The sequence below is a fragment of the Pantoea alhagi genome (genome assembly GCF_002101395.1).
GTDB lineage: Bacteria > Pseudomonadota > Gammaproteobacteria > Enterobacterales > Enterobacteriaceae > Mixta > Mixta alhagi.
In genome coordinates, this window is sequence record NZ_CP019706.1 from 3,793,448 (window position 1) to 3,816,461 (window position 23,014).

Below are 23,014 nucleotides of genomic sequence, written 5' to 3' on the forward strand. Positions count from 1 at the left end.
GATCCGGCGGCCTGCGCCACCGGTGTATGTATTAAAACGCTGACGGGTAGTCTCCCAGCTCAATCAGCACGGATTTGGTGCGGGTATAGTGCTGCAGCGTATCGATGCCGTTTTCACGACCTACGCCAGACTGCTTGTAGCCGCCAACCGGCATCGGGGCCGGGGACTCCCCCCAGCTGTTAACCCAGCAGATGCCGGCTTCCAGCTGATGGATCACGCGGTGCGCGCGGTTCAGCGACTGGGTAAAAATGCCGCCCGCCAGACCGTAGCCGGTGGCGTTAGCACGCTGAATCACTTCGTCTTCGTCGTCAAAGACCAGAATGCTCATTACCGGGCCGAAGATCTCTTCCTGTACAATGCGCATCTCATCATGACAGTCGCTGAATACCGTCGGCTCTACGTAGTAACCCGCAGCCAGCTCGCCTTCGGTAATGCGCTGCCCGCCCGCCAGCAGGCGCGCGCCCTCCTCTTTGCCCAGCCGCAGGTAAGAGACCACTTTTTCACAGTGCTGTGCGCTGACCAGCGGACCGAAGTTCACCGCCGGATCGCGCGGGTCGCCGGTTTTAATACGGGCCATTTTCTCCAGCAGACGCTGTTCAAATGCCGACAGCAGCGAGCGCTGAACGAAAACGCGCGTGCCGTTGGTACAAACCTGACCGCTGCTATAAAAATTGGCCATCATGGCACCATCAACGGCGCGCGCCAGGTCAGCATCATCAAACACAATCAGCGGTGACTTACCGCCCAGCTCCATGGTGACCTCTTTCAGGTTGGCCAGCGCCGCATCCGCCATTACCCGTTTGCCGGTGTTCACTTCACCGGTAAAAGAGATTTTTTCGATGTCGGGATGCTGGCTCAGCGCCTGTCCGACCTCGGCAGCACCCTGCACCACGTTAAATACGCCGTCCGGCAGACCCGCTTCGCTATAGATTTTGGCCAGTTCCAGCGCGCTTAAGGGCGTGACTTCGCTGGGTTTAAACACCATTGCATTACCGGCAGCCAGCGCGGGCGCGCTTTTCCACAGCGCGATCTGGATCGGATAGTTCCATGCGCCAATCCCGGCACAGACGCCCAGCGGCTCGCGGCGGGTGTACACCAGCGCGCTGTCACGCAGCGGGATCTGCTCACCCTGCAGCGCAGGTGCCAGGCCTGCGTAATACTCCAGCACGTCAGCGCCGGTCACAATATCCACAGCGGCCGTTTCGCTAATCGGCTTACCGGTATCGGCAGTTTCCAGCTCAGCCAGCGCCTGATTGCGCTCACGCAGCAGCGCTACCGCCTTCAGCAACACGCGGCTACGCTCAACCGGCGTATAGCTGCGCCAGATACGCTGTCCGGCCTGGGCGCTGGCCACGGCGCGATCCACATCCTCGCGGCTGGCGGCGCTGATTTCCGCCAGAACCTTGCCGTTAGCGGGGTTGACGCTGGTAAAAATTGCGCCCTGACCCGGCTCTTCGCGACCGTTAATATAGTTTCCGCGGCGTTCTGCCATGTTTCCTCCTGTTAATGCGGGTTCTGCTCCGGCGACCGTAGCCAAAGCGCGAGATTCTGATAACAGAGCGTTCGGGCCCGTCGGAGCCCATCCTCAATGGGCTCCGACGATAACGTCATGCGCAACCACAATCCGTCAATGATTGCCGCCATGCTGCTGCCCGCCGCTCGTGCCTGCCCGCGCGGCATTGCGCGGGCAAACTGGGCGGTCAGATTCGACCACAGCCGCCGATCGTTGATGCTTTGCAGGCGCTGTAGCCTGGGCTGATGCAAACTGTTCGTCCAGAACACCAGCCAGGTTTTTAATACCGGAGCATCAACCTGCGAGAGGTCAAAATTGCCGTCGATGATGGCGCGTATCTGTGCTTCCGGCGTGTCGGGAACCTGACGCCTTTGTCGCTCTACCGCCAGGTAGAGATCGGCCAGTATCTGCCGCATGCAGGCGTCCAGCAGGCCATTTTTGTCGCCAAAATAGTGGCTGACGATGCCGGTCGAGACACCCGCCTCTTTGGCAATTACCGCAATACTGGCTTCCGCCAGTCCTACCCGATCGATTACCGTCAGGGTCGCTTTAATTAGCTGCGCCTGGCGTATGGCTTTCATTCCAACTTTTGGCATCGTGCTGTCACTTTTCACCAATAAAGTCTCTATAGGCTAGCTTTTTTATATTGAACGTTCAATCAATAAAACCTACTATCTATAACAAATGGATAACAAAACCTTGAACTTTACAGGGGCTTTCAGGCAGGGATGATTCACTTAATTTGATGGGGAGCTTGCATGCCGGGGTCACAAGACCGAGATACCATTCAATCCGTTACGCTTAACCGCGCAGTGTTTTATGGCGCTGCGCTAATCATTGTGCTTTTTTCCTCTTGCGTGCTCGCCTTTCCTGAACAGGCGAGCCTGATACTGGGTAAGGCGCAAACCTGGGCTTCCGCCACCTTCGGCTGGTATTACATGCTGGTGGTGGCTTTTTATCTGGGCTTTGTGCTGTTTGTCGCCCTTTCCCGCTATGGCGATATCAAACTGGGCCCGGATCACGCGACGCCCGATTTCAGCTATGGCAGCTGGGCAGCGATGCTATTTTCCGCCGGCATCGGTTCCGAGTTGCTGTTTTTTGGCGCGTCAGAGCCGCTGGATCACCTGCTGCTGCCGCCGGAAGGGGTCGCAGGCTCCGCTCAGGCGGCGCGCGACGGCATGGTGCTGACCATGATGCACTGGGGTCTGCACGGCTGGGGCATTTATACGCTGGTGGCGATGGCGTTGGCCTATTTTGCTTATCGTCATAATTTGCCGCTGGCGCTGCGATCCGCGTTTTATCCGCTGATTGGCGATCGTATTAACGGCCCTGTGGGCCATGCAGTCGATATATTCGGCATCGTCGGTACTATGTTTGGCCTGGCAACCAGTCTGGGCATCGGCGTAATGCAGATTAATTCCGGCATCAGCTTTTTAACCGGCATCGCGCAGAGTCATACCATGCAGGTGATCCTGATTGTGGTGGTGATGGGCGCTGCGACCCTTTCCGCCGTCAGCGGCGTCGATAAAGGCATTCGCCGGATGTCGGAGCTGAATATGCTGCTGGCGCTGCTTATGTTCTTTTTTGTACTGTTTACCGGGCCAACAGCCCATCTGCTGAACACGCTGGTGCAAAACTTCGGCGACTATTTTACCAGCCTGCCGCGTAAAACCTTCGATCTTTACGCCTACGGCAATAGCGGTAAAGAGCGCTGGCTGGGCAGCTGGACGGTGTTTTACTGGGCCTGGTGGATTGCATGGTCGCCGTTTGTCGGCATGTTTATCGCTCGTATTTCCCGTGGCCGTACCCTGCGCGAATTTGTTATTGGCGTGCTGCTGATCCCGATGGGCTTTACGCTGGCCTGGCTGTCGGTATTCGGCAACAGCGCGCTGAGTTTCTTCCAGCATGGTATGAAACAGCTGGGCAATATTGCCCTGAGCGAGCCGGCGATGGCGGTTTACCATATGCTCTCCAGCTATCCGCTGGCGACGCCGCTTATTGTGTTGGCGGTAGCCATCTGCTTTATCTTTTTTGTAACCTCAGCCGACTCCGGCGCGCTGGTGGTGGCTAATCTCTCCTGTACCGGTGACAGCAGCAGCGATGCGCCCAACTGGCTGCGAATTTTCTGGGCAGCGGCGGTCTGTATGCTCACACTTTCTCTGCTGTTTGCTGGCGACTATACCTCGTTGCAAACCGCAGTGGTGCTGAGCGCCTTGCCCTTTTCTCTGGTACTGGTGCTGTTTGTGGTGGCGATGTATCGCGCGCTGCATCATGAAAAACAGCGCGATCGCAGCCGCTCGCTGGCCATTGCCTCACCGCTGCTTAACGGGCGTTATCGTCCGGGCCACACCAGTAGCTGGCGTCGACGCCTGAACCGGGCCATCTCTTATCCGGGACGCGATATGGTTTATCGCTTTATGGATGAGACGGCGCGTCCGGCGCTGAGTAAGGTCGTTGAAGTCCTGGAAGAGAAGGGTTTACAGGTGGAAAGCGATCTGTCGCCACAGGATTTTTCAATGAGCATTCGCGTCGAACATGGCGATGAAGCGCCTTTTGTATACGGCGTGCAGATGCAGGGTTACAGTACTCCTTCCTTTATGCGTCGCGGCGGTAATTTACCTACTGCCAGCCGCTATTATCGTGCGGAAGTCCATTTATGGGAGGGCAGCCAGGAATATGACCTGGTGGGTTATACCGAAGAGCAGATAATTAACGATATTCTGGATCACTATGAACGACATCTGCAGTTTCTGCATTTAATTCGTTAATTTGTATCTTTAGCCGGGCATAATAGTGTTATGCCCGAATTTCATAGTTTATTAATTCATCACACTTATTTTTAATCCTGAATTAATCGTTTAGATTGTGATCCTGCTCACATCTTAAAACCGCTCAATTTCCACTGTTGCGCAACTCTCTATAAACATTGATAAAAATTCTATTAAACCTGCTTTGCCAGCGATTTATTCTGCGTTTTTGGTGAATTTTTGCATGTCATAAGGTTAATAGCGTTACCAGAAAACAATCGCCCTTCAGTCCTGCCTCTCAGATTAAAATGATATATTGTTTCGTCAATAAATTAACAAACAGTACTTAACACTATTTAACACGCTTAACTATTGCTGTTAACCCTATGCGCTAAGGCTGGGATAGCAAATAAAAAAACACTTGCCACTCGTGGCGGGATAAGAGAAATTAACCGCCGTTTTTTCAGATTTTATTACAGAACCGCGCGCAGGTTTCGCCAGCGACGCAGTCTTATTTCCTGATGAAAATCAGGTTGAAACAACAGAGGTAACAGTGTCTACAGCAAACAAACACACTGACAAGGCGGCAAGCCTTAATGCGTTCAAACAACCAAAAGCGTTTTATCTGATCTTTTCTATCGAACTTTGGGAACGTTTCGGTTACTACGGTCTGCAAGCCATTATGGCAGTCTACCTGGTTAAACAGCTGGGTATGTCTGAATCTGACTCCATCACGCTTTTCTCATCGTTCAGCGCGCTGGTTTACGGCCTGACCGCTATCGGCGGCTGGCTGGGGGATAAAGTGCTTGGCACCAAACGCGTGATCGTGCTTGGCGCGCTGGTCCTGGCGGTAGGTTACAGTCTGATTGCCTGGTCAGGGCATGATGTGTCGATGGTTTATATTGGCATGGCCACTATCGCTATGGGCAGCGGCCTGTTTAAAGCCAACCCGGCCTCCCTGCTCTCTACCTGCTACGACAAGGATGACCCGCGTATCGATGGTGCTTTCACCATGTTCTATATGTCGATCAACGTGGGCTCACTGGTTTCCATGATGCTGACGCCATGGCTGGCGGCGCGCTACGGCTGGAGCGTGGCCTTTGCCCTCTCTGTGGTTGGCCTGGCGATCACCGTTATTAACTTCCTGCTGTGTCAGAAAATGGTGAAGAACTATGGTTCTAAACCCGATTTCGCGCCGCTGAATATGGGTAAACTGCTGGCAACGCTGGTCGGCGTAGTAGTGCTTATTTCTATCGCCACCTGGCTGCTGCATAATCAGTTTATTGCGCGCATTGTACTGGGCGTGATTGCGCTGGGCATTCTGCTGGTTTTCGCGAAAGAAGCCTTCGCATTAAAAGGCGCGGCGCGTCGCCGTATGATTGTTGCTTTCCTGTTGATGGTCGAAGCGATTGTGTTTTTCGTACTCTATATGCAGATGCCGACCTCGCTTAATTTCTTCGCCATTCGTAACGTAGAACACAATATTCTGGGCATTACTTTTGAACCTGAACAGTATCAGGCGCTGAACCCGTTCTGGATCATGGTAGCCAGCCCAATCCTGGCCGCCGTCTATAACAAAATGGGCGACCGCCTGCCGATGCCGCATAAGTTTGCTATCGGTATGGTTCTTTGCTCCGGCGCCTTCCTGGTACTGCCGCTGGGCGCAAGCTTCGCCAATCAGTTAGGCATCGTATCCGTTAGCTGGCTGATCCTGAGCTATGCGCTGCAAAGTATCGGTGAGCTGATGATTTCCGGACTGGGTCTGGCGATGGTTGCTCAGCTGGTGCCGCAGCGTCTGATGGGCTTTATTATGGGCTCCTGGTTCCTGACCACCGCTGGTGCCGCCATGATTGCCGGTAAGGTTGCTAACCTGATGGCAGTACCAGAAGGCGTCAACGATCCGCTGCAGTCGCTGCAAATTTACAGCGATGTGTTTCAGAAGATCGGTATCGCCACCGCAGTTATCGCCGTGCTGATGCTGCTGACCGCGCCGATCCTGAACCGCATGACTATCGATCATGATGTACCTAAACAGCCATAAGCGGCTGGTGTGATGCATAAAAAAGCCGTCCCCGTGACGGCTTTTTTTATTCTTTTTTTACGCTGACATTTGCCAAAGCCCGCAGTAGGATGAGGCTCCCCCCCGCATGCAACAAGGAGCATTGTATGAAACTGTTCAGTAAAGCCGGTGCCTGTTCCCTCTCTCCCCATATCATCCTGCGCGAGTGCGGCCTTGATTTCACCCAGGTGAATGTCGATTTAGCCAGCAAAAAAACCGAGCGCGGCGAAGACTATTGGCAAATCAATCCCAAGGGGCAAGTTCCGGCCCTGGAACTGGATGACGGCACGCTGCTCACTGAAGGTCCGGCTATTGTGCAATATCTGGCCGATTTAAAGCCCGATCGTCAGTTGCTGGCGCCAGCCGGAAGCCTGACACGCTACCATACGCTGGAATGGCTGAACTATATCGCCACTGAGCTGCATAAAGGCTTTACTCCGCTGTTCCGCCCCGATACGCCAGAAGAAGTTAAAGTGCAACAGCGTCAGCAGCTGGAGCGCAAATTCCGCTACGTCAATGATGAGCTGCAGGATAAACAGTGGCTGGTGGGTTCACGCTTTAGCGTGGCGGATGCCTATCTGTTTGTTGTCTCGCGCTGGGCAAATGCGGTGCAGCTTGACCTGAGCACGCTGGAAGCGTTGTCAGCCTGGCAGGCGCGCGTGGCTGAACGACCCGCCGTGATTGCCGCATTGAAAGCGGAAGGCCTGGCCTGATGTCAAACGGGACGCTGTTGCGTCCCGCTATTTTTCTTTTTCGCCTGTTGGCCGCTTAAAGTTTCTCAGCGACAAAATGCTGCTGTGGTTGCGCAATCAAATCCTGGGCCGCCACCAGCTGTAGTTCATATTCGCCCATCTCATGGGTTTTCAGCATCACCTCATACACCGCTGCGGTGATATGCTCCAGCGACTGCTTCAGCGTTTCGCCCTTTAACAAATTAACCAGCAGCAGGCCGCTGGTTAAATCGCCAACGCCTACCGGCTGTCTGACACCAAAATCGATCAGGGGACGGCTGATATGCCAGGCTTCCTGGGCAGTAACCAGCAACATTTCAAAACGGTCGCTGCGACGTCCGGCGCGTGCCAGATGTTTAACCAGCACAATTTTTGGCCCTTGCGCAATCAGTTTTCGTGACACTGTCACCGCCTCGTCTACTGACGTCACGCTGCTGCCGCTGAGCATTTCCAGCTCCAGCAGGTTCGGCGCGATGATATCGCTGGCAGGCAGCGACGCTTTGCAGTGAAACTCCGCCACACCCGGCGCCACGATGCAGCCCTTTTCCGGATGTCCCATCACCGGATCGCAGAAGTACCAGGCGTCGGGATTGGCCTGTTTGACCTGGCGTACAATCTCCAGAATCTGTTCACCCTGCTCGGCAGACCCGAGATAGCCGCTCAGCACCGCATCGCAGGTTTTTAAGCGATCGATATTGGCAATACCCTTCACAATATCGGTCAGATGTGAAGCCGGCATAACGGTGCCGGTCCAGTGCCCGTATTGCGTATGGTTGGAAAACTGAACGGTATTTAATGGCCAGACGTTCGCGCCCATACGACGCATCGGGAATTCCGCCGCGCTGTTGCCGGCGTGACCAAAAACTACGTGAGACTGAATAGCGAGAATATTTTTCATGTTAAACCTTGCACAGCCCTGCCAAAAAATAAGGCCGGTCGAACCGGCCTTTTATCTTTATTTCCAGCACACCAGACAATAGTGCTTTTTACCGCGACGCAGCAAGGTATAACGACCAAACAGCCTGTCGCTGTCGCTGAAGCGGTATTCCGCATCAGACTGTTTTTCACCGTTAACCGTAACCGCGTTAGAATTGATCATGGTGCGCGCCTGCCCGCGGGACGGCACCAGCTCCGCATTAACCAGCGCCTGTTGCAGATCGGCATCGGCTTCCAGCGTAATGGTCGGCATGCCGTCCTGCGCCAGCTGTTCGAAATCCGCTTCGGTCATCTCGCTCAGGCTGCCGGAGAAGAGGCTTTGCGTGATACGCTGCGCCGCAGTCAACCCTTCTTCGCCATGCACCAGACGGGTGACCTGTTCGGCCAGCACATACTGAGCGCGCGGCGCTTTGCCGCTGTTTTTATCTTCTTCTTCCAGCGCATTGATCTCTTCAATGCTCATAAAGGTGAAGAATTTCAGGAAGCGATAAACGTCCGCATCGGCGGTGTTGATCCAGAACTGATAGAATTTGTACGGGCTGGTTTTCGCGGCGTCCAGCCATACCGCGCCGCCTTCCGTTTTGCCAAATTTCGTGCCGTCAGACTTGGTGATCAACGGTACGGTCAGGCCAAACACCTGATTTTGATGCAGACGCCGCGTCAGATCGATGCCGGAAGTGATGTTACCCCACTGATCGGAGCCACCAATCTGCAGCGCCACGCCGTAGCGTTCGTTCAGGCAGGCGAAATCATAACCCTGCAACAGATTGTAGGAGAACTCGGTAAAGGAGATGCCCTGATCTTCGCGATTCAGACGCTGCTTCACCGCCTCTTTGTTAATCATCTGGTTAACAGAGAAGTGTTTGCCAATATCACGCAGGAAAGTCAGCACGTTCATGCTGCCGAACCAGTCGTAGTTGTTGGCCGCAATAGCGCTGTTTTCACCACAGTCGAAATCCAGGAACGGGGCGACCTGTTTGCGGATTTTATCTACCCATTCATTTACGGTTTCAGTCGTGTTCAGCTTGCGCTCTGCCGCTTTAAAGCTGGGATCGCCAATCAGACCGGTGGCTCCGCCCACCAGCGCAACCGGTTTATGTCCCGCATCCTGGAAACGTTTCAGACAAAGCAAAGGTACCAGATGGCCCAAATGCAAGCTGTCGGCAGTGGGATCAAAGCCGCAATAGAGAGCGATTGGCCCTTGCGCCAGTCTCTCTGCTAACGCGTCCTCGTCCGTTACCTGGGCGATCAGGCCCCGCTCTTGCAATTGTTTAATCAGGTTACTGCTGGTCATTAAAGACTCCATGTTGTAACGACTGCACCTATGCTGGTACACAGCTTTCCGCTGACGTGCGGAGAAATGAAGGCCTATAGAATAAAGCGCTGTTGCCGCCAGCGCCAGCGCCTCAGGCGGATATTTAGTGAATCAGGGCGCCAGCCGATCGATTTTCCAGCGCTCGCCGTCGCGCTGATAGAAAAAGCGATCGTGCAGCCGGTTCTCACCACCCTGCCAGAACTCCATTGCGTCGATTTTTACTCGAAATCCGCCCCAGAAACTGGGCAGCGGCACCTCGCCCTGACTGAATTTCTGTTTCAGCTCAAGAAATTTACTTTCCAGTACCCCGCGCGCTGATATGCGGCTGGACTGCTGCGAAACCCAGGCGCCAATTTGGCTATCACGCGGACGGCTGTGGAAATATTTCACCACCTCCAGCGTCGACAGCTTTTCTACCTGGCCCAGCACCATCACCTGACGCTCCAGAAAATGCCAGGGAAACAGCAAACTCACGCGCGGATTTTCAGCCAGCTGCTGCGCCTTACGGCTGCCCAGATTGGTATAAAAAATCATGCCGCGCTCGTCGTAGTGCTTAAGCAAAACAATGCGTTGATAAGGCTGCCCCTGCGCATCAACGGTCGCCACGCACATCGCGGTGGGATCGGGCACCCGGGCATCGCACGCCTGACGCAGCCACTGTTCGAATAAGGCCAGCGGCTGCTCAGGCAGATCCTTACGACGCAGGCCGCCGCGGGTATATTCACGGCGCAAATGGGCTATCTGTTGCAAACTCTCATTGTCACTCATAACCGGATCCAACCATAGCAATAGGGTGCCGCTATTGTGCTATTCACCCTGATAATATTCAACGCGCAGGCGCGTCCTGCAGCTGGCAATCATTGACAATAATGCGCTGATTACGCTCGATAAACGCACTGTTGCCCTTTGACCAGAAACGGTAAGTGCCGTTGCTGTAGATCACGCCGGAAGCGGATTGCTGCTCAGTCAGCGTGAGCGGCTGGCCGTCCATAATAAAATGCGCCTGCTGTTGCGCGATTTTAACCGTCAGCGGCAGCGTGCCACACAGATAGTGTAACGTCTGCTCTTGCGGCTGATGTTTGCCAAACAGGCCACAGCCGGAAAGCAGCATTATCGGAAACAGTATCAGATGCTTGTGCATGCGATCTCCTTACGATACCTCATAGCGGTGGCCGATTGGCCGGATAGATAGCGCCCAGTATGCTGGCTTCGCGAGCGCCGGTAACCGACGGCAAATTACCTGACAATCCTGATAGCGTGCGGTAAGCCAGCCAGGCGAAAGCCAGCCCTTCCATATCATCGCCATTGATGCCAACTTTATCCGTCGTGGAGACTTCCGTACCTGCTAATAATGACGCCAGGCGCGCCATCAGCAGCGGATTGCGGCAGCCGCCGCCGCATACCAACAGGCGATCGCAGCCACCGCTCAGTTGCACCTGTTCGCTGATGGTCATCGCCGTCAGCTCCAGCAGCGTAGCCTGTACATCCTGCGTAGCCAGGCCCGGGAAATGGCTTAGTTGCTTTTCGATCCAGCCGAAATTGAAATACTCTCTGCCGGTGCTTTTTGGTGCCGGCAGCGCAAACCAGCCGTCGCTCAGCATCTGCTTCAGTAACGGCAGAATGACCTTTCCACTGCCTGCCCATGCGCCATCCTTATCATAAGGCAGACCGCGATGACGCCAGATCCAGGCATCCATCAGCATATTGCCGGGTCCGGTATCGTACCCGCCCGGCGCTCTGCCAGGGATCAGCACCGAAAGATTCGCAATGCCGCCAATGTTTAATACCATGCGACGCTCTTGCGGATGCATCAGCAACGCCTGATGAAAAGCGGGCACCAGCGGCGCGCCCTGCCCGCCCAGCGCCATATCGCGCCGACGAAAATCGCCGACCACGGTAATGCCGGTCGCAGCGGCAATCTGGTTATTGTCGCCAATCTGCAGCGTACTGGGCGCATCACCATAGGGCTCATGCCATACCGTCTGGCCATGACATCCGATGGCGGTGATATCATCGGCGCTCAGGTTTTGCTGTTTCATTAACGTTAATACCGCCTCCGCAAACAGGCGGCCAAGACGGGTATCCAGCTGCCCCAGCTGCGACAGCGTCAGGTTTTGCCCCTGATTGATCGCCAACAACTGCTGGCGTATCGCCTGTGGCACCGGATGGTAATAGCTCGCCTGTTGCGCCACCATTCGTTCATCAATCGCGGCTAACACCACATCCACGCCATCCAGGCTGGTGCCGGACATTACGCCAATATAGCGTCCCGATTTCATCAACTGACCTTACTTCCGCTCTGGAAGAGAATTCAAACAGCCCTCAGCCTGGCAAAAAAGGCTGGGTAATTCTATGATTAATTGTTGTTTTTCATGTACGACCCGACGCTTTTACATTCAGGCATGATTTTTTGCTGGCGTAATTGAATCTTTGTTTATCTGATACGGTTTATGCTCAGCCCTCGTCTTTTTTTCACTATTTTAAAACAGGCGTAGGTTCTGCCGTATAATTAGGTCATCTGTGGCTGCTTTAGAGTGCAGTCAACAATCATGAAAGGAGCTTTATAATGATGAAGCGTTTATTAGTTGTGGCGCTGGCAGGCATGACGCTGGCAGGCTGTGCTAACACGGATACGCTTTCCGGTGACGTGTACAGCGCTAACGAAGCTAAACAGGTGCAAAGCGTAAGCTACGGAACGCTGGTGTCCGTTCGCCCGGTTAAAATCCAGGGCGGTGATGACAGCAACGTTATTGGCGCTATCGGCGGCGCAGTACTGGGCGGCTTCCTGGGTAATACGGTAGGCGGCGGCACTGGCCGTAGTCTGGCGACTGCAGGCGGCGCAGTACTGGGCGGCGTGGCTGGTCAGGGCGTTCAGGGTGCAATGAATAAAGCGGACGGCGTTGAGCTGGAAATTCGTAAGGATGACGGCAACACCATTATGGTGGTACAGAAGCAGGATGCCAGCCGCTATTCTGTGGGCCAGCGCGTGGTGCTTGCCTCAAACGGCAGCCAGGTGACCGTTTCTCCGCGTTAAATCCTGTCGCGCAAAAAACCGACGCATCGCGTCGGTTTTTTATCGCTTGTTACTCGCTTTTCTTTTGCAGTTCGGCAATGTTTTTTTCCAGACGGGCGATAAGCGTAATCAGCTGCTCAACTTCGCGCTTCGAAATACCCGCTAAAATATCATCACGCGTGGCGTCAATGACATGCTCCACCTGCTGGATAACCGGCTCCGCTGCTTTTGTTAGCTTGATGCGTTTCGCCCGTCGGTCGTTAGCGCAGGTACAGCGCATAATCAACCCTTTCTCTTCCAGCTGATCGAGGGTGCGCACCAGCGAAGGCTGTTCAATGCCGATAGCTTTAGCCAGCTGAATTTGTGACTGATGCGGGGGTAATTGATGAATATTATGCAACGTAACCCAATGCGTTTGCGTCAGTTCCAGCGGTTTAAGACGTTGATCGATCAGCGCACGCCAGATGCGCACTAAGCGTGCTAAATCCGTTCCTAATGGCGTATCCAATTTCATCTCCTTATAATTAGCTTGCTAGCAATCAAGCGTGATTTTAGTCTATTCTGCGAGTTTAACGGGCAAAATACAAATTCAGCACGCGGTGTAACGGGCGTTGGTTTCTGATTTCAACACCTTGCATCTCTGGGTGAATGAGGCTCGCTTGTTTGGCCTATCCTGCTGTTTAACAATCTTTTTCAGATTTTCACCTGGCCGACCAGACGCTGTGGTTCAGTTAATTACCGTAAACGCGGAAGTCAGAATGATCTACGTGACTGGCCGGTGCTGTATCAGCTCATCAATTTGCCTTGATCGCCCAGGATGGATTTGCTGTAGCCGATCGGGGCGTTAAGCGGCCAAACCAGGAGTTATTACACCGTCACGCACGGCACATTCAGATATGCCGTCCCGGTCATCATGCCGGGACAGACAGTTACAGCAATGGGTATCGTCTCAAAGCATCGATAAAGTAGGCTGTTCAGGCTATTGCCCGGTAAACCTGGCGTGTTGACGGCAACAGACCCCGGGTTCGACATAAAATCTGCCCGATCCGAAAATCAGGCATGGCAGTATCAACCAAAGCTTACTTAATAACGCCGCAGGCGTAACGCGCGCCACCGCCGCCCAGCGGCTGCGGGTGATCGCTGTGATTATCGCCGCCCGCATGCACCATCAGCGCCTTACCGGAAATGTCACTGATTTTTTTCAGACGCGGTGCCAGTACGGGATAGGTGGCATCACCGTCGGCGTTGACATACAGCGCCGGGAGATCGCCCAGATGACCTTCTCCCCATGGACCAAGGTGGCTGCCGCTGTTCTGCGGATCAAAGTGGCCCCCCGCCGCGCCAGCCGGCACCGTTTTGCCGTCGGTAGTGGCAGGTTCACAGCTGCCTTTGGCATGAACATGGAAGCCATGAATGCCCGGCGGTAGCTGTTTGAGATTAGGCGTAAACGTCAATCCATAGGCCGTTTCGTCAATCTTTACCGTGCCGACAACCGCGCCGACGCCCTCTTTGGTTACGCTATGCAGCGTCACCTCTTCGCTGGCTGCCTGCGCGTAGCCACATACCAGCAGCGTTAACGCTGCCAAACCGTGATATTTCATCTAACCTCCTGCAGATTAATGTCAGCTTACCTTTCCAGCCTGGCTGAAAATCACGTATAAGCTGAACAACGCAGCGTTTTTTTGCGTTTCTTTACGGCACATCATAACCCAGCGCAGCTTTCCGAATACGGAACCACTGCTGGCGGCTAAGCTGCAATGAAGAGGCCTTTTGTGCGGCGCGCACCCGCTCTATTTTACCCGAACCAATAACCGGCAGCGGCGCAGAAGGCAGGCGCATAATCCAGGCATAAACCACCTGATCCGGCGATTCGGCCCCCGTTTCTTCGGCAACGGCCTGTAGCTCAGCACGCAGCGGCGCGAACTTATCTTCGCTGAACAGACGCCCCCCGCCGAGACAGGACCAGGCCATCGGTTTAATGCGTAGTTGCTGACATTGATCGAGCGTGCCGTCCAATAGCGTATCCTGACAAAGCGGAGAAATTTCCACCTGATTAGTCGCCAGCGTAAAGGGTAAGCGTGACTGCAACAGTGCAAATTGCGCTGGCGTAAAATTGGACACACCGAAATGGCGCACTTTACCGCTCTGATGCAGCGCGCTGAAAGCTTCCGCCACTTCGTCCGCATCCATTAACGGATCGGGACGGTGAATCAGCAGCAGATCGAGGTAATCGGTAGAGAAATGGCGTAAGGAGGTTTCTGCGCTGCGGATAATGTGGTCACCATCGGTAATATAGTGGCCCAGCGCATTTTCTGGCCTGGCGGTAGTGGCGATGCCGCACTTGGTTACCAGTTCCAGTTGGTGACGTAGCGAAGGCTGCAGGCGCAGCGCCGCGCCAAAAGCGGCTTCACACTGATAATCACCATAAATATCCGCATGATCGACGGTGGTAATGCCCAACGCCAGATGCTGCTCAATAAAGCTGGTCAGCTGCTGCGCGGACATTTGCCACTCCATCAACCGCCAGTAGCCCATCACCAAACGGGAAAATTCTGGCCCCTGCGGCGCGATACACACTCGTTCTGTCATTTTTTCACCTTTGCGACTAACGTTTCAGGCCGCAGTATACGCTGACGTCAGAGAAAAAAAGGGAAAGATATCAAAACAGTGACGGTTGTTGGGGTTCTTCGGGTGAAGCGGGTTTTTCGCTGCGATGCAGCCGTAACCAGCGCTGCCGACAAAGGCGCAACACTTCGCGCTTGCGCGCATCGCTGTATTTCATCCAGTTAAACCGCTCTTCACGGCTGCGCAGGCAGCCACGACAGTATCCGCGTTCATCGGACTGACAAATACCGCGGCACGGGCTTGGCACCGGGAAAAATTCAAGCTGCTCTGCCACATCGCCTCCTGAGTCATTGTCTTCTTTCATTCAAGACAGCTTCAGGCTGGAGCGCAAGCCTGTTCAGAAAATTCATGCTATCTGCCAATAAGCCAGCATCTGTGTCTTGCGGGGGGATAGCGGCTCCTTTGTTAGTCCACGTTAAGGTTTTACTAAGGTTTTTAAAATAGTCTGCGCGAAACTCCTCCACTTTTATTTTGATTATGCAGATGCTGAAAAAAATACGCTGTAATGATTCTGTGTTTCTTATTGGTTGCACCCTGTTTTTTACTTTTATTCTTAACGCGCAGTTTATTATTCGTGCGGCAGAAAGAACGCCTCTCCTCCGTTTGCACGATTATCTGTTCCTCGCCACCATTCCAGTGGTGCTGTTTTGCGCTTTTATGGTGGTTTTTAATCTGTTGGCATTGCCCTGGATCCGTAAGCCGCTGCTGATTATTTTGCTGCTGTGCGGCGCGGCGGCAAATTACTTTATGTATAGCTTCGGTACGGTTATTGACACCAATATGGTGCAAAACGTTTTTGAAACGGATTTACAGGAGGCCTCTGCCCTGCTTAGCCTGCGCTACGTGCTCTGGCTGCTGGTACTGGGCGTTATACCTGCGTTAGTGATAAGTGCCACCCGCATCACGCGGACGCGCCCGTGGTGGTTTACGCTGGCGAGACGGGCGTTATGGTGTGTCGGCTCCATCCTGGTGATTTTGCTGATAGCGGCGCTGATGTATAAAGACTACGCCTCTCTGTTTCGCAATAACAAAGGGCTGGTGAAAATGGTAACGCCAGTAAATGTAGTCAGCGGCGTCATTCACTATGCCGACGATCGCTGGTTGCAGGGTAATCAAGATCTGGTGCGCATAGGCCAGGACGCCCATAAAGGTCCACTGGTCAAAGCAGCCGGGAAAAAGACGCTGGTTATTTTTGTGCTGGGCGAAACGGCGCGTGCGGAAAACTTTTCACTTGGTGGCTACAGCCGTGAGACCAACCCCAAACTGAAACAGCAGCAGGTCATTTACTATCCTCACGCCAGCTCATGCGGAACAGAAACCGCTATTTCCGTGCCCTGTATGTTTTCAGGCATGACGCGTTCGCAATATAACGCTAACCTGGCGCGACATCAGGAAGGGCTGATGGATGTACTGGCACATGCTGGCGTCAACGTGATGTGGCGCGAGAACGATGGCGGCTGTAAAGGCGCCTGCAACCGTATTCCACATACCGATATGACCTTATGGAAACTGACGGATATTTGCCACAACGACTACTGCCTGGATGAGGTTCTGCTGCACCGTTTATCGCATTATATTGATAGTCTTAAGGATGACTCGGTGATCGTGCTGCATCAAATGGGCAGCCACGGCCCCGCCTACTATTTACGTTATCCTCCGGCTATGCGACAGTTCACTCCTACCTGCGACAGTAAACAAATCCAGGATTGCGATCATCAGGCATTAGTAAACACCTATGATAATTCGCTGCTTTACACCGACGCCATGCTGAGCGATACCATCGATCTGTTAAAGTCTTATCAGGATCGTTTTAATGTGGCGCTGATCTATCTTTCGGATCATGGCGAATCACTGGGCGAACACGGTATGTATCTGCACGGTACGCCTTATCTGTTTGCTCCCAGCCAGCAGACGCATATTCCTTTCCTGCTGTGGCTCTCTTCCGATTATGCCCGGACTTATGGCGTTGATGAGTCCTGTCTGCGCCAGCATGCGCAGCAGGATGAGGTTTCACAGGATAATGTTTTCCATACGCTGCTGGGCATGGTCAACATTCAGACTGCGTTGTATCAGCCCCGTCTTGATTTGCTTAAGGTCTGTCAGGCGCATTAGGGTTGCATTAGACCAACTGGTCTATTACCCTGAGCCCTATGAGTAAATCGATCCGACATGATACCCGTGAACAGCTGCTCGCCATTGGCGAGCAGCTCTGTTTGCAACGTGGCTTTACCGGCATGGGCCTGAATGAATTGCTCAGTCAGGCCAGCGTGCCGAAGGGATCGTTTTATCATTATTTCCGATCCAAGGAAGCTTTTGGCGTCGCCATGCTTGAGCGCTATTTTAGCGCTGTGCGACGTAGCATGCTGATCTGGTTTGATTCACCTGTGCCGCCGCGCCAGCGTCTGCTTGACTATTATCGTCAGGCGGAACAGCGTTTTCATGAAACCGGCCATATTGAAAACTGCCTGGCGGTTAAAATCTCTGCCGAGGTTTGCGACCTGTCAGAAGAGATGAGAGTAGCGCTGGAACAGGGAGCCGCAGCTCAAATAGCAATTCTGACTATGACGCTGCGCACCGCTGTTTTGCAGGGTGAAGTTCGCCTTTTCTGCCCGCCTGAGGCTATGGCGCAAACGCTTTATTCTCTCTGGCTGGGTGCCAGCCTGCAGAGCAAAATAGGGCGCGATGGCAGTGCGTTAACGCATGCGTTTCAGGCAATTTTACAGCTCTTGCCGGAAAGTTAATAAAAAAACCTGTTTTCAAGAAGACCGGTCTACTCATTATTGGCCGGAACTCCCGGTTGGCCACAGGCGGCTATACTAAGCTTTTTTGACCGTCATCGGATGATGACACCTTTTGGAGACTATTATGCGCTTACTTCATACCATGCTGCGCGTTGGCGATATGCAACGCTCACTTGATTTTTACACCCGTGTGCTGGGCATGCGTCTGCTGCGTGAAAGCGAAAACCAGGAGTATAAATACAACCTGGCGTTTGTAGGCTATACCGACGAAAGCGAAGGCGCAGTGATTGAGCTGACCTATAACTGGGGCGTTGATCAATATGACCTTGGCAACGCCTATGGGCATATCGCGCTTGGGGTAGACGATGTTGCCGCCACCTGCGAAAGAATTCGTCAGGCTGGCGGTAAGGTGACCCGCGAAGCTGGCCCGGTGAAAGGCGGCAGCACCATTATCGCCTTTGTAGAAGATCCAGACGGTTATAAAATCGAACTGATTGAAAACCAACATGCCGGTCATGGCCTCGGCAACTAAGTTTTCAGGGCGCCTTCCGGCGCCCTGCTTTTCCCCGCTGCTGCAACCCCTGCGGAAATTTGCCATAATGCGCGCTGCATTTTTTCGCCAATGAGATCCTGATGTCTGAATCGAAACAACTGAACGCTTTATCTGACCGCTTCCGCGGGTTTTATCCGGTAGTTATTGATATTGAAAGCGCCGGATTTAATGCCAAAACCGATGCACTGCTGGAAATTGCCGCCGTTACATTGAAAATGGATGAAGATGGTTGGTTACAGCTTGACCAGACGCTGCATTTTCACGTAGAGCCTTTTGAGGGCGCGATTCTGCATCCGGAGGCGCTGGCGTTCAATGGTATCGATCCTGATAATCCGCTGCGCGGCGCGGTTAATGAATATGATGCGCTGCACGCTATCTTTAAGCAGGTGCGTAAAGGCATGAAAGATCAGGGCTGCAACCGCGCCATCGTCGTGGCGCATAACGCCAATTTCGATCACAGCTTTATGATGGCTGCCGCCGAACGGACTGCATTAAAGCGTAATCCTTTTCATCCTTTCGCCACCTTCGATACCGCCGCCCTGAGCGGGCTGGTGGTTGGCCAGACGGTGCTGGCGAAAGCCTGTAAGGCGGCGGGCATCGCTTTTGATGCCAGTCAGGCGCACTCGGCGCTGTATGATACTGAGCGCACTGCCGAACTGTTTTGCGAGCTTGTCAACCGCTGGAAACGTCTGGGCGGCTGGCCGCCGCTGCCGGTGGCCGATGAGCAGCCAGTGGATGAACAACCTGTCGATGCAGAAATCAGCGACAGCGAATAAGCGCTCAACAGCCGTAAAAAAGGGTGCCTGAGGCACCCTTTGTGGTTTAATGCGGGATAACAACTTATTCCGCTTCTTTATATTTTTCTGCAGTTTCTTTGATCAGCGTCTGCAGTTCGCCGCGCTGGAACATTTCGATTACGATATCGCAACCGCCAACCAGCTCGCCATCTACCCACAGCTGTGGGAAGGTCGGCCAGTTAGCATATTTCGGCAGTTCAGCACGGATGTCAGGATTTTGCAGAATATCCACATAGGCGAAGCGCTCACCGCAGGCGGAAAGCGCCTGGACCGTTTGCGCAGAAAAGCCGCAGCTTGGTAACTTTGGCGAGCCTTTCATATAGAGCAGAATCGGATTTTCTGCGATCTGGCGTTGAATTTTTTCAACAGTACTCATAATTGCCTTCCTTAAATAGCATGCTTCGTGTCTATTGATTGTAGCGACTGTAGCGGGTTGCTGAAAACGACATTTTCTGTAAGGTTAAATAATGCTGGTTATTGTACCGGTTTATCAGGCCAAAATAACATCAGCCTGGGCGATTTCCTCAGCGAGGATTAATACCTGGCAATAAATTTGCTGAGATAAACACCTGACTATGCTTATTTTTACATCTGTATGCATTTAAAGTTTATTTGATTAAAAAAGGCTTTATCTTTTCGGAAAAAGTTCGATTAGAATTGCCCATCAGGAGTCTGCCCTGTGTGGCAGAAATAAGATTAACCTTGCGCTATCACTGCGCTTTGAGTGTAACCACACCATGCGTTTATTGATTACGCTTTTTATGCTGGCCATGGCTCAACTGTTTTTCAACGTTGCCCATGCCTCACCGCAGGCCCCGGTAAAGGCCAGCCAGCATAAAGTTGATAAAAAAGCCGCCCGTGACGATGACCGCCGCAAGCGTCGGACGGTAAAAACAATCAGTAAAAAAAACCGTACGGCCAGCGTTGAAAAAAACAAAGTAAAGAAAAAAAGCAAACCGGCCGCCGTTGCCGCAACCAGCGTAAAAAAAAGCCGCGCATCGGTGAAAACCACCAGCGTGAAAAAAAGCAGCCTCAAGAAAATCAGCAGCAAAAAAGGCTTGCAGCGCTATGGTCGCCAGCGTGGCGATAAGAAAACGGCAGCGGCCAGGCGGGGGCCGCTGGAGATGAGCAAAGCGCACCGTGAACGCTATCAAAAAGCGCGTGAAACCGCGATGAACAAACTGATGAGCCAGTTAGGAAAGCCCTATTTATGGGGAGGCACCTCACCCCATACCGGCTTCGACTGCAGCGGTCTGGTCTGGTATGCCTATAAAGATGTGGTGAAATTCAAGATCCCCCGCACCGCGAATGAAATGTATCATCTGCGTGATGCGGCCCCCATTAACCGTGAAGCGCTGGAAAAAGGCGATCTGGTGTTTTTCCGCATCAATAACCGTGGCGCAGCCGATCACGTTGGCGTCTATCTGGGCAATGGTCGTTTTATCCAGTCGCCGCGTACCGGTAAAGATATTCAGATTAGCCAGCTTAGTGATGATTACTGGCAGCGGCACTATGTTGGCGCGCGTCGCGTTATGACGCCGCGCACCATTCGCTAACGCGTTGCGCAACAAAAAAGCCTGTCTCATGACAGGCTTTTTTATACTTCGCGCGGCGCTCAGTGCATAACGGCAGTGAAGCTAAACGCCATAATCATCAGCAATGCCACGACGGTAGTACCTATTGATAGTTTTAAATCGGTGTTCATCTGGCCTCTCCTTTACCCACATAAATTGTAACGTTATAGATTTTCCCATACTCCCTGGTAAAAATCTCGTTTTCTTTGCGCCAGCTTGGTAGAATCCCCGCCTTGCGTTGCGCAACGACAAAAAACCACCGTTGGCAGCCCTTTTTTAAAGACGTCCCGCCAGTCAGACGTACCTCAGCCCGCATAATGACAACCTCAACGCGCGCTGAATAACGCTATGTGGACGCAAACGATTAACATTAGCCTTATCAAAATATTAGGATAGGCGCAGGAGTATCTTTTTAATGGCAACAATCAAAGATGTCGCGAAGCGTGCCGGCGTTTCCACCACCACGGTATCGCACGTCATCAATAAAACCCGTTTTGTCGCGGAAGAAACCCGTGAGGCCGTGTGGGCAGCCATCAAAGAACTACACTATTCGCCCAGTGCGGTCGCACGCAGCCTGAAGGTTAACCACACTAAATCGATCGGTCTGCTGGCAACCTCGAGTGAAGCGCCCTATTTTGCTGAAATTATTGAAGCGGTAGAAACGCGCTGTTTCGCCAGTGGCTATACCCTGATTTTGGGCAACGCCCATAACGATCTACAAAAACAGCAGGCTTATCTGTCAATGATGGCGCAAAAGCGCGTGGATGGTCTGCTGGTGATGTGTTCTGAGTATCCTGAAGCACTGCTGAAAATGCTTGAGGAAAACCGCAATATTCCCATGGTGGTCATGGACTGGGGCGAATCCCGCGGCGATTTTACCGATACCGTGCTGGATAACGCTTTCGAAGGCGGCTATCTCGCCGGGCGCTATTTGATTGAGCGCGGTCATCGCGATATCGGCGTGATCCCAGGTCAGATGGAACGTAATACCGGTAGTGGACGCTTTGCCGGCTTTGTAAAAGCGCTGAATGAGGCCAACATCCCGGTACGCGAAGAGTGGATTGTACAGGGTGACTTCGAACCTGAGTCAGGCTATCGCGCCATGCAGCAAATTCTGGCGCAAAAGCAGCGCCCTACCGCCGTGTTCTGCGGCGGGGATATCATGGCAATGGGCGCGATTTGTGCAGCGGATGAAATGGGGTTGCGCGTGCCGCAGGATATTTCGGTTATCGGTTACGATAATGTGCGCAACGCTCGCTATTTTACCCCGGCGCTGACTACCGTCCACCAGCCCAAAGAGCAGCTGGGCGAAACCGCCTTTGATATGCTGCTGGACAGAATCACCAGCAAACGCGAAGAGCCGCAAACCATAGAGGTTCATCCCACGCTGATTGAACGTCGCTCCGTCGCCGACGGCCCTTTCCGCGACTATCGTCGTTAATGCGATGGCTCAGAAAACCTCCTTTTCTGAGCCTGTTACTCTTCACGCAGCCATTCCCGGTTGATTGTTTCCGTATCGCCAAGATAGTCCAGCAACCAGCGCAGTGCAGGTGAATCGCTTTGCTCCGACCAGCTGACGCAACAGAAGCTGTCGGGGAACGGCACCGGCAGCATCAGCTCCGTTAGCTGCCTGGCTTTAAGCAGCGGCGCGGCAAAATGACCGGGAACCATGCCCACGCACAGCCCGGCACGCAGGCAATCAAACGCGCTTTCCCAGTCCGGCACTACCAGGCGACGCTGATTATCCAGTGTCCAGGTAGTGCGCCGGGGCAACGCGCGGGAAGTATCCTCCAGCACCAGCGACGGCCATGGGCGAATATCATCCTCCTGTAGCGCAGTGGTAATGCTGGCTAGAGGATGATCAATGCTAACCACACAACGCCAGTTCAGCGCGCCCATATCGCGGAAGGCGAAGCGCCCTCCCACCGGGATCGCCTGTGTCGCGCCGATCGCCACATCAACCCGTTCATCCGCCAGCGCATCCCAGACGCCGTTAAAAACTTCCGGCGTGATCAGCAGCTCCATATCCGGAAAATGTCGGTAAAAATCGAGCACCAGCTGGCGGGTACGCTGCGGCTTAACGATGCGATCCACAGCAATGCTTAACTGCCCGCGCCAGCCGTTCGCTACCTGCTGGCACTGGCGTCGCGTGGCCAGCATTTTTTTGATAACAGCCCGCCCTTCACGAATAAAAAGCTCTCCCGCCTCCGTTAATACCACGTCCCGATGACGTCGTTCGAAAAGCGGCACCGCCAGCCAGGATTCCAGCTGACGAACCGTATAGCTGATAGCTGAGGGTACACGATGTAACTCTTCGGCGGCGGCGGAAAAGCTGCCATTGCGTGCTACGGCATCCACCACTTCCAGTGCATATTCAGACCACATTTTTTGCCTGCAAAAATTTTGATAT

General features: G+C 53.5%; 24 protein-coding genes. 10 read left to right on the forward strand and 14 right to left on the reverse strand.

What is annotated here, in order from left to right; translation table 11 throughout:
* Positions 1-31 precede the first annotated feature (31 nt).
* The gene (gene betB, locus B1H58_RS17890; protein ID WP_085071799.1) at positions 32-1,492 is read right to left on the reverse strand and encodes a betaine-aldehyde dehydrogenase; all 1,461 of its coding nucleotides are present in this window, start codon (positions 1,490-1,492) and stop codon (positions 32-34) included.
* 11 nt (positions 1,493-1,503) lie between these two features.
* Positions 1,504-2,109: a transcriptional regulator BetI gene (betI, locus tag B1H58_RS17895; protein ID WP_085071800.1), complete on the reverse strand. Its 606-nt coding sequence runs from the start codon at positions 2,107-2,109 to the stop codon at positions 1,504-1,506.
* A 162-nt stretch (positions 2,110-2,271) separates the two neighbouring features.
* Between betI and betT the strand changes: the two genes are divergently transcribed.
* The 3 genes from betT (at position 2,272) to gstA (ending at position 7,032) form a co-directional block, all read left to right on the forward strand.
* Positions 2,272-4,281, forward strand: coding sequence for a choline BCCT transporter BetT (gene betT, locus B1H58_RS17900; RefSeq protein ID WP_085071801.1), 2,010 nt, complete (start codon positions 2,272-2,274; stop codon positions 4,279-4,281).
* 532 nt (positions 4,282-4,813) lie between these two features.
* Positions 4,814-6,301, forward strand: coding sequence for a dipeptide/tripeptide permease DtpA (dtpA, locus tag B1H58_RS17905; RefSeq protein ID WP_085071802.1), 1,488 nt, complete (start codon positions 4,814-4,816; stop codon positions 6,299-6,301).
* A gap of 125 nt (positions 6,302-6,426) precedes the next feature.
* Positions 6,427-7,032 carry a glutathione transferase GstA gene (gene gstA, locus B1H58_RS17910; protein ID WP_085071803.1) on the forward strand — a complete coding sequence of 202 codons (606 nt, stop codon included), beginning with the start codon at positions 6,427-6,429 and terminating at the stop codon, positions 7,030-7,032.
* A 55-nt stretch (positions 7,033-7,087) separates the two neighbouring features.
* Here the strand turns inward: gstA and pdxY are convergent, their stop codons facing one another.
* The 5 genes from pdxY to anmK all read right to left on the reverse strand — a co-directional run bounded on the left by pdxY (position 7,088) and on the right by anmK (position 11,580).
* Positions 7,088-7,948: a pyridoxal kinase PdxY gene (gene pdxY / locus B1H58_RS17915; protein ID WP_085071804.1), complete on the reverse strand. Its 861-nt coding sequence runs from the start codon at positions 7,946-7,948 to the stop codon at positions 7,088-7,090.
* A gap of 57 nt (positions 7,949-8,005) precedes the next feature.
* Positions 8,006-9,280 (reverse strand): tyrosine--tRNA ligase, encoded by a 1,275-nt coding sequence (tyrS, locus tag B1H58_RS17920; protein WP_157130208.1) that lies wholly within the window; start codon positions 9,278-9,280, stop codon positions 8,006-8,008.
* Between the two features lie 132 nt (positions 9,281-9,412).
* Positions 9,413-10,069 (reverse strand): pyridoxamine 5'-phosphate oxidase, encoded by a 657-nt coding sequence (gene pdxH, locus B1H58_RS17925; protein ID WP_085071806.1) that lies wholly within the window; start codon positions 10,067-10,069, stop codon positions 9,413-9,415.
* A 58-nt stretch (positions 10,070-10,127) separates the two neighbouring features.
* A complete protein-coding gene (locus tag B1H58_RS17930; protein ID WP_085071807.1) occupies positions 10,128-10,442 on the reverse strand; it encodes an MliC family protein in 315 nt (104 codons plus the stop codon).
* Between the two features lie 19 nt (positions 10,443-10,461).
* Positions 10,462-11,580, reverse strand: a complete 1,119-nt coding sequence (anmK, locus tag B1H58_RS17935; protein ID WP_085071808.1) for an anhydro-N-acetylmuramic acid kinase — start codon at positions 11,578-11,580, stop codon at positions 10,462-10,464.
* Between the two features lie 287 nt (positions 11,581-11,867).
* On the opposite strand from anmK, the gene slyB reads away from it, so the two are divergent.
* Positions 11,868-12,335, forward strand: coding sequence for an outer membrane lipoprotein SlyB (gene slyB / locus B1H58_RS17940; protein WP_085071809.1), 468 nt, complete (start codon positions 11,868-11,870; stop codon positions 12,333-12,335).
* A 49-nt stretch (positions 12,336-12,384) separates the two neighbouring features.
* Here slyB and slyA read toward each other — a convergent pair whose 3' ends face one another.
* The 4 genes from slyA to B1H58_RS17960 all read right to left on the reverse strand — a co-directional run bounded on the left by slyA (position 12,385) and on the right by B1H58_RS17960 (position 15,243).
* Entirely contained in the window at positions 12,385-12,828 is a 444-nt protein-coding gene (gene slyA, locus B1H58_RS17945) for a transcriptional regulator SlyA (RefSeq protein ID WP_167373298.1), read from the reverse strand.
* Positions 12,829-13,393: 565 nt separating this feature from the next.
* Complete coding sequence (sodC, locus tag B1H58_RS17950) at positions 13,394-13,915, reverse strand: superoxide dismutase family protein (RefSeq protein WP_085071810.1); 522 nt, start codon at positions 13,913-13,915, stop codon at positions 13,394-13,396.
* 91 nt (positions 13,916-14,006) lie between these two features.
* A complete protein-coding gene (locus B1H58_RS17955) occupies positions 14,007-14,903 on the reverse strand; it encodes an aldo/keto reductase (protein WP_085071811.1) in 897 nt (298 codons plus the stop codon).
* Positions 14,904-14,973: 70 nt separating this feature from the next.
* Positions 14,974-15,243 carry a DUF1289 domain-containing protein gene (locus B1H58_RS17960; RefSeq protein ID WP_085071812.1) on the reverse strand — a complete coding sequence of 90 codons (270 nt, stop codon included), beginning with the start codon at positions 15,241-15,243 and terminating at the stop codon, positions 14,974-14,976.
* 173 nt (positions 15,244-15,416) lie between these two features.
* Here B1H58_RS17960 and eptA point away from each other — a divergent pair, with 173 nt between their 5' ends.
* The 4 genes from eptA to rnt all read left to right on the forward strand — a co-directional run bounded on the left by eptA (position 15,417) and on the right by rnt (position 19,009).
* Positions 15,417-17,051 (forward strand): phosphoethanolamine transferase EptA, encoded by a 1,635-nt coding sequence (gene eptA / locus B1H58_RS17965; protein WP_085071813.1) that lies wholly within the window; start codon positions 15,417-15,419, stop codon positions 17,049-17,051.
* 38 nt (positions 17,052-17,089) lie between these two features.
* Entirely contained in the window at positions 17,090-17,680 is a 591-nt protein-coding gene (locus tag B1H58_RS17970) for a TetR/AcrR family transcriptional regulator (RefSeq protein ID WP_085071814.1), read from the forward strand.
* A gap of 124 nt (positions 17,681-17,804) precedes the next feature.
* Complete coding sequence (gene gloA / locus B1H58_RS17975; RefSeq protein ID WP_085071815.1) at positions 17,805-18,212, forward strand: lactoylglutathione lyase; 408 nt, start codon at positions 17,805-17,807, stop codon at positions 18,210-18,212.
* Positions 18,213-18,313: 101 nt separating this feature from the next.
* Complete coding sequence (gene rnt, locus B1H58_RS17980) at positions 18,314-19,009, forward strand: ribonuclease T (protein WP_085071816.1); 696 nt, start codon at positions 18,314-18,316, stop codon at positions 19,007-19,009.
* A 64-nt stretch (positions 19,010-19,073) separates the two neighbouring features.
* On the opposite strand, the gene B1H58_RS17985 is transcribed toward rnt, so the two are convergent.
* Entirely contained in the window at positions 19,074-19,409 is a 336-nt protein-coding gene (locus B1H58_RS17985) for a Grx4 family monothiol glutaredoxin (protein ID WP_208615362.1), read from the reverse strand.
* A 358-nt stretch (positions 19,410-19,767) separates the two neighbouring features.
* Here B1H58_RS17985 and B1H58_RS17990 point away from each other — a divergent pair, with 358 nt between their 5' ends.
* Positions 19,768-20,586, forward strand: coding sequence for a C40 family peptidase (locus tag B1H58_RS17990; RefSeq protein WP_085071818.1), 819 nt, complete (start codon positions 19,768-19,770; stop codon positions 20,584-20,586).
* Positions 20,587-20,645: 59 nt separating this feature from the next.
* On the opposite strand, the gene cydH is transcribed toward B1H58_RS17990, so the two are convergent.
* The gene (cydH, locus tag B1H58_RS21325) at positions 20,646-20,735 is read right to left on the reverse strand and encodes a cytochrome bd-I oxidase subunit CydH (protein WP_157130209.1); all 90 of its coding nucleotides are present in this window, start codon (positions 20,733-20,735) and stop codon (positions 20,646-20,648) included.
* Between the two features lie 284 nt (positions 20,736-21,019).
* Between cydH and purR the strand changes: the two genes are divergently transcribed.
* Positions 21,020-22,045, forward strand: coding sequence for an HTH-type transcriptional repressor PurR (gene purR / locus B1H58_RS18000; protein ID WP_085071820.1), 1,026 nt, complete (start codon positions 21,020-21,022; stop codon positions 22,043-22,045).
* Between the two features lie 35 nt (positions 22,046-22,080).
* On the opposite strand, the gene punR is transcribed toward purR, so the two are convergent.
* On the reverse strand, positions 22,081-22,989 hold the full coding sequence (gene punR / locus B1H58_RS18005) for a DNA-binding transcriptional activator PunR (RefSeq protein WP_085071821.1): 909 nt from the start codon (positions 22,987-22,989) through the stop codon (positions 22,081-22,083).
* Positions 22,990-23,014: the final 25 nt, after the last annotated feature.

Coding starts and splice junctions, on each gene's coding strand:
- slyB (WP_085071809.1), top strand. CDS start 11,868: ATGATGAAGCGTTTATTAGTTGTGGCGCTGGCAGGCATGACGCTGGCA.
- B1H58_RS17960 (WP_085071812.1), bottom strand. CDS start 15,243: ATGAAAGAAGACAATGACTCAGGAGGCGATGTGGCAGAGCAGCTTGAA.
- tyrS (WP_157130208.1), bottom strand. CDS start 9,280: ATGACCAGCAGTAACCTGATTAAACAATTGCAAGAGCGGGGCCTGATC.
- cydH (WP_157130209.1), bottom strand. CDS start 20,735: ATGAACACCGATTTAAAACTATCAATAGGTACTACCGTCGTGGCATTG.
- B1H58_RS17955 (WP_085071811.1), bottom strand. CDS start 14,903: ATGACAGAACGAGTGTGTATCGCGCCGCAGGGGCCAGAATTTTCCCGT.
- gstA (WP_085071803.1), top strand. CDS start 6,427: ATGAAACTGTTCAGTAAAGCCGGTGCCTGTTCCCTCTCTCCCCATATC.
- slyA (WP_167373298.1), bottom strand. CDS start 12,828: ATGAAATTGGATACGCCATTAGGAACGGATTTAGCACGCTTAGTGCGC.
- pdxH (WP_085071806.1), bottom strand. CDS start 10,069: ATGAGTGACAATGAGAGTTTGCAACAGATAGCCCATTTGCGCCGTGAA.
- purR (WP_085071820.1), top strand. CDS start 21,020: ATGGCAACAATCAAAGATGTCGCGAAGCGTGCCGGCGTTTCCACCACC.
- B1H58_RS17970 (WP_085071814.1), top strand. CDS start 17,090: ATGAGTAAATCGATCCGACATGATACCCGTGAACAGCTGCTCGCCATT.
- betT (WP_085071801.1), top strand. CDS start 2,272: ATGCCGGGGTCACAAGACCGAGATACCATTCAATCCGTTACGCTTAAC.
- betB (WP_085071799.1), bottom strand. CDS start 1,492: ATGGCAGAACGCCGCGGAAACTATATTAACGGTCGCGAAGAGCCGGGT.
- rnt (WP_085071816.1), top strand. CDS start 18,314: ATGTCTGAATCGAAACAACTGAACGCTTTATCTGACCGCTTCCGCGGG.
- anmK (WP_085071808.1), bottom strand. CDS start 11,580: ATGAAATCGGGACGCTATATTGGCGTAATGTCCGGCACCAGCCTGGAT.
- B1H58_RS17930 (WP_085071807.1), bottom strand. CDS start 10,442: ATGCACAAGCATCTGATACTGTTTCCGATAATGCTGCTTTCCGGCTGT.
- eptA (WP_085071813.1), top strand. CDS start 15,417: ATGCAGATGCTGAAAAAAATACGCTGTAATGATTCTGTGTTTCTTATT.
- B1H58_RS17990 (WP_085071818.1), top strand. CDS start 19,768: ATGCGTTTATTGATTACGCTTTTTATGCTGGCCATGGCTCAACTGTTT.
- punR (WP_085071821.1), bottom strand. CDS start 22,989: ATGTGGTCTGAATATGCACTGGAAGTGGTGGATGCCGTAGCACGCAAT.
- gloA (WP_085071815.1), top strand. CDS start 17,805: ATGCGCTTACTTCATACCATGCTGCGCGTTGGCGATATGCAACGCTCA.
- pdxY (WP_085071804.1), bottom strand. CDS start 7,948: ATGAAAAATATTCTCGCTATTCAGTCTCACGTAGTTTTTGGTCACGCC.
- betI (WP_085071800.1), bottom strand. CDS start 2,109: ATGCCAAAAGTTGGAATGAAAGCCATACGCCAGGCGCAGCTAATTAAA.
- sodC (WP_085071810.1), bottom strand. CDS start 13,915: ATGAAATATCACGGTTTGGCAGCGTTAACGCTGCTGGTATGTGGCTAC.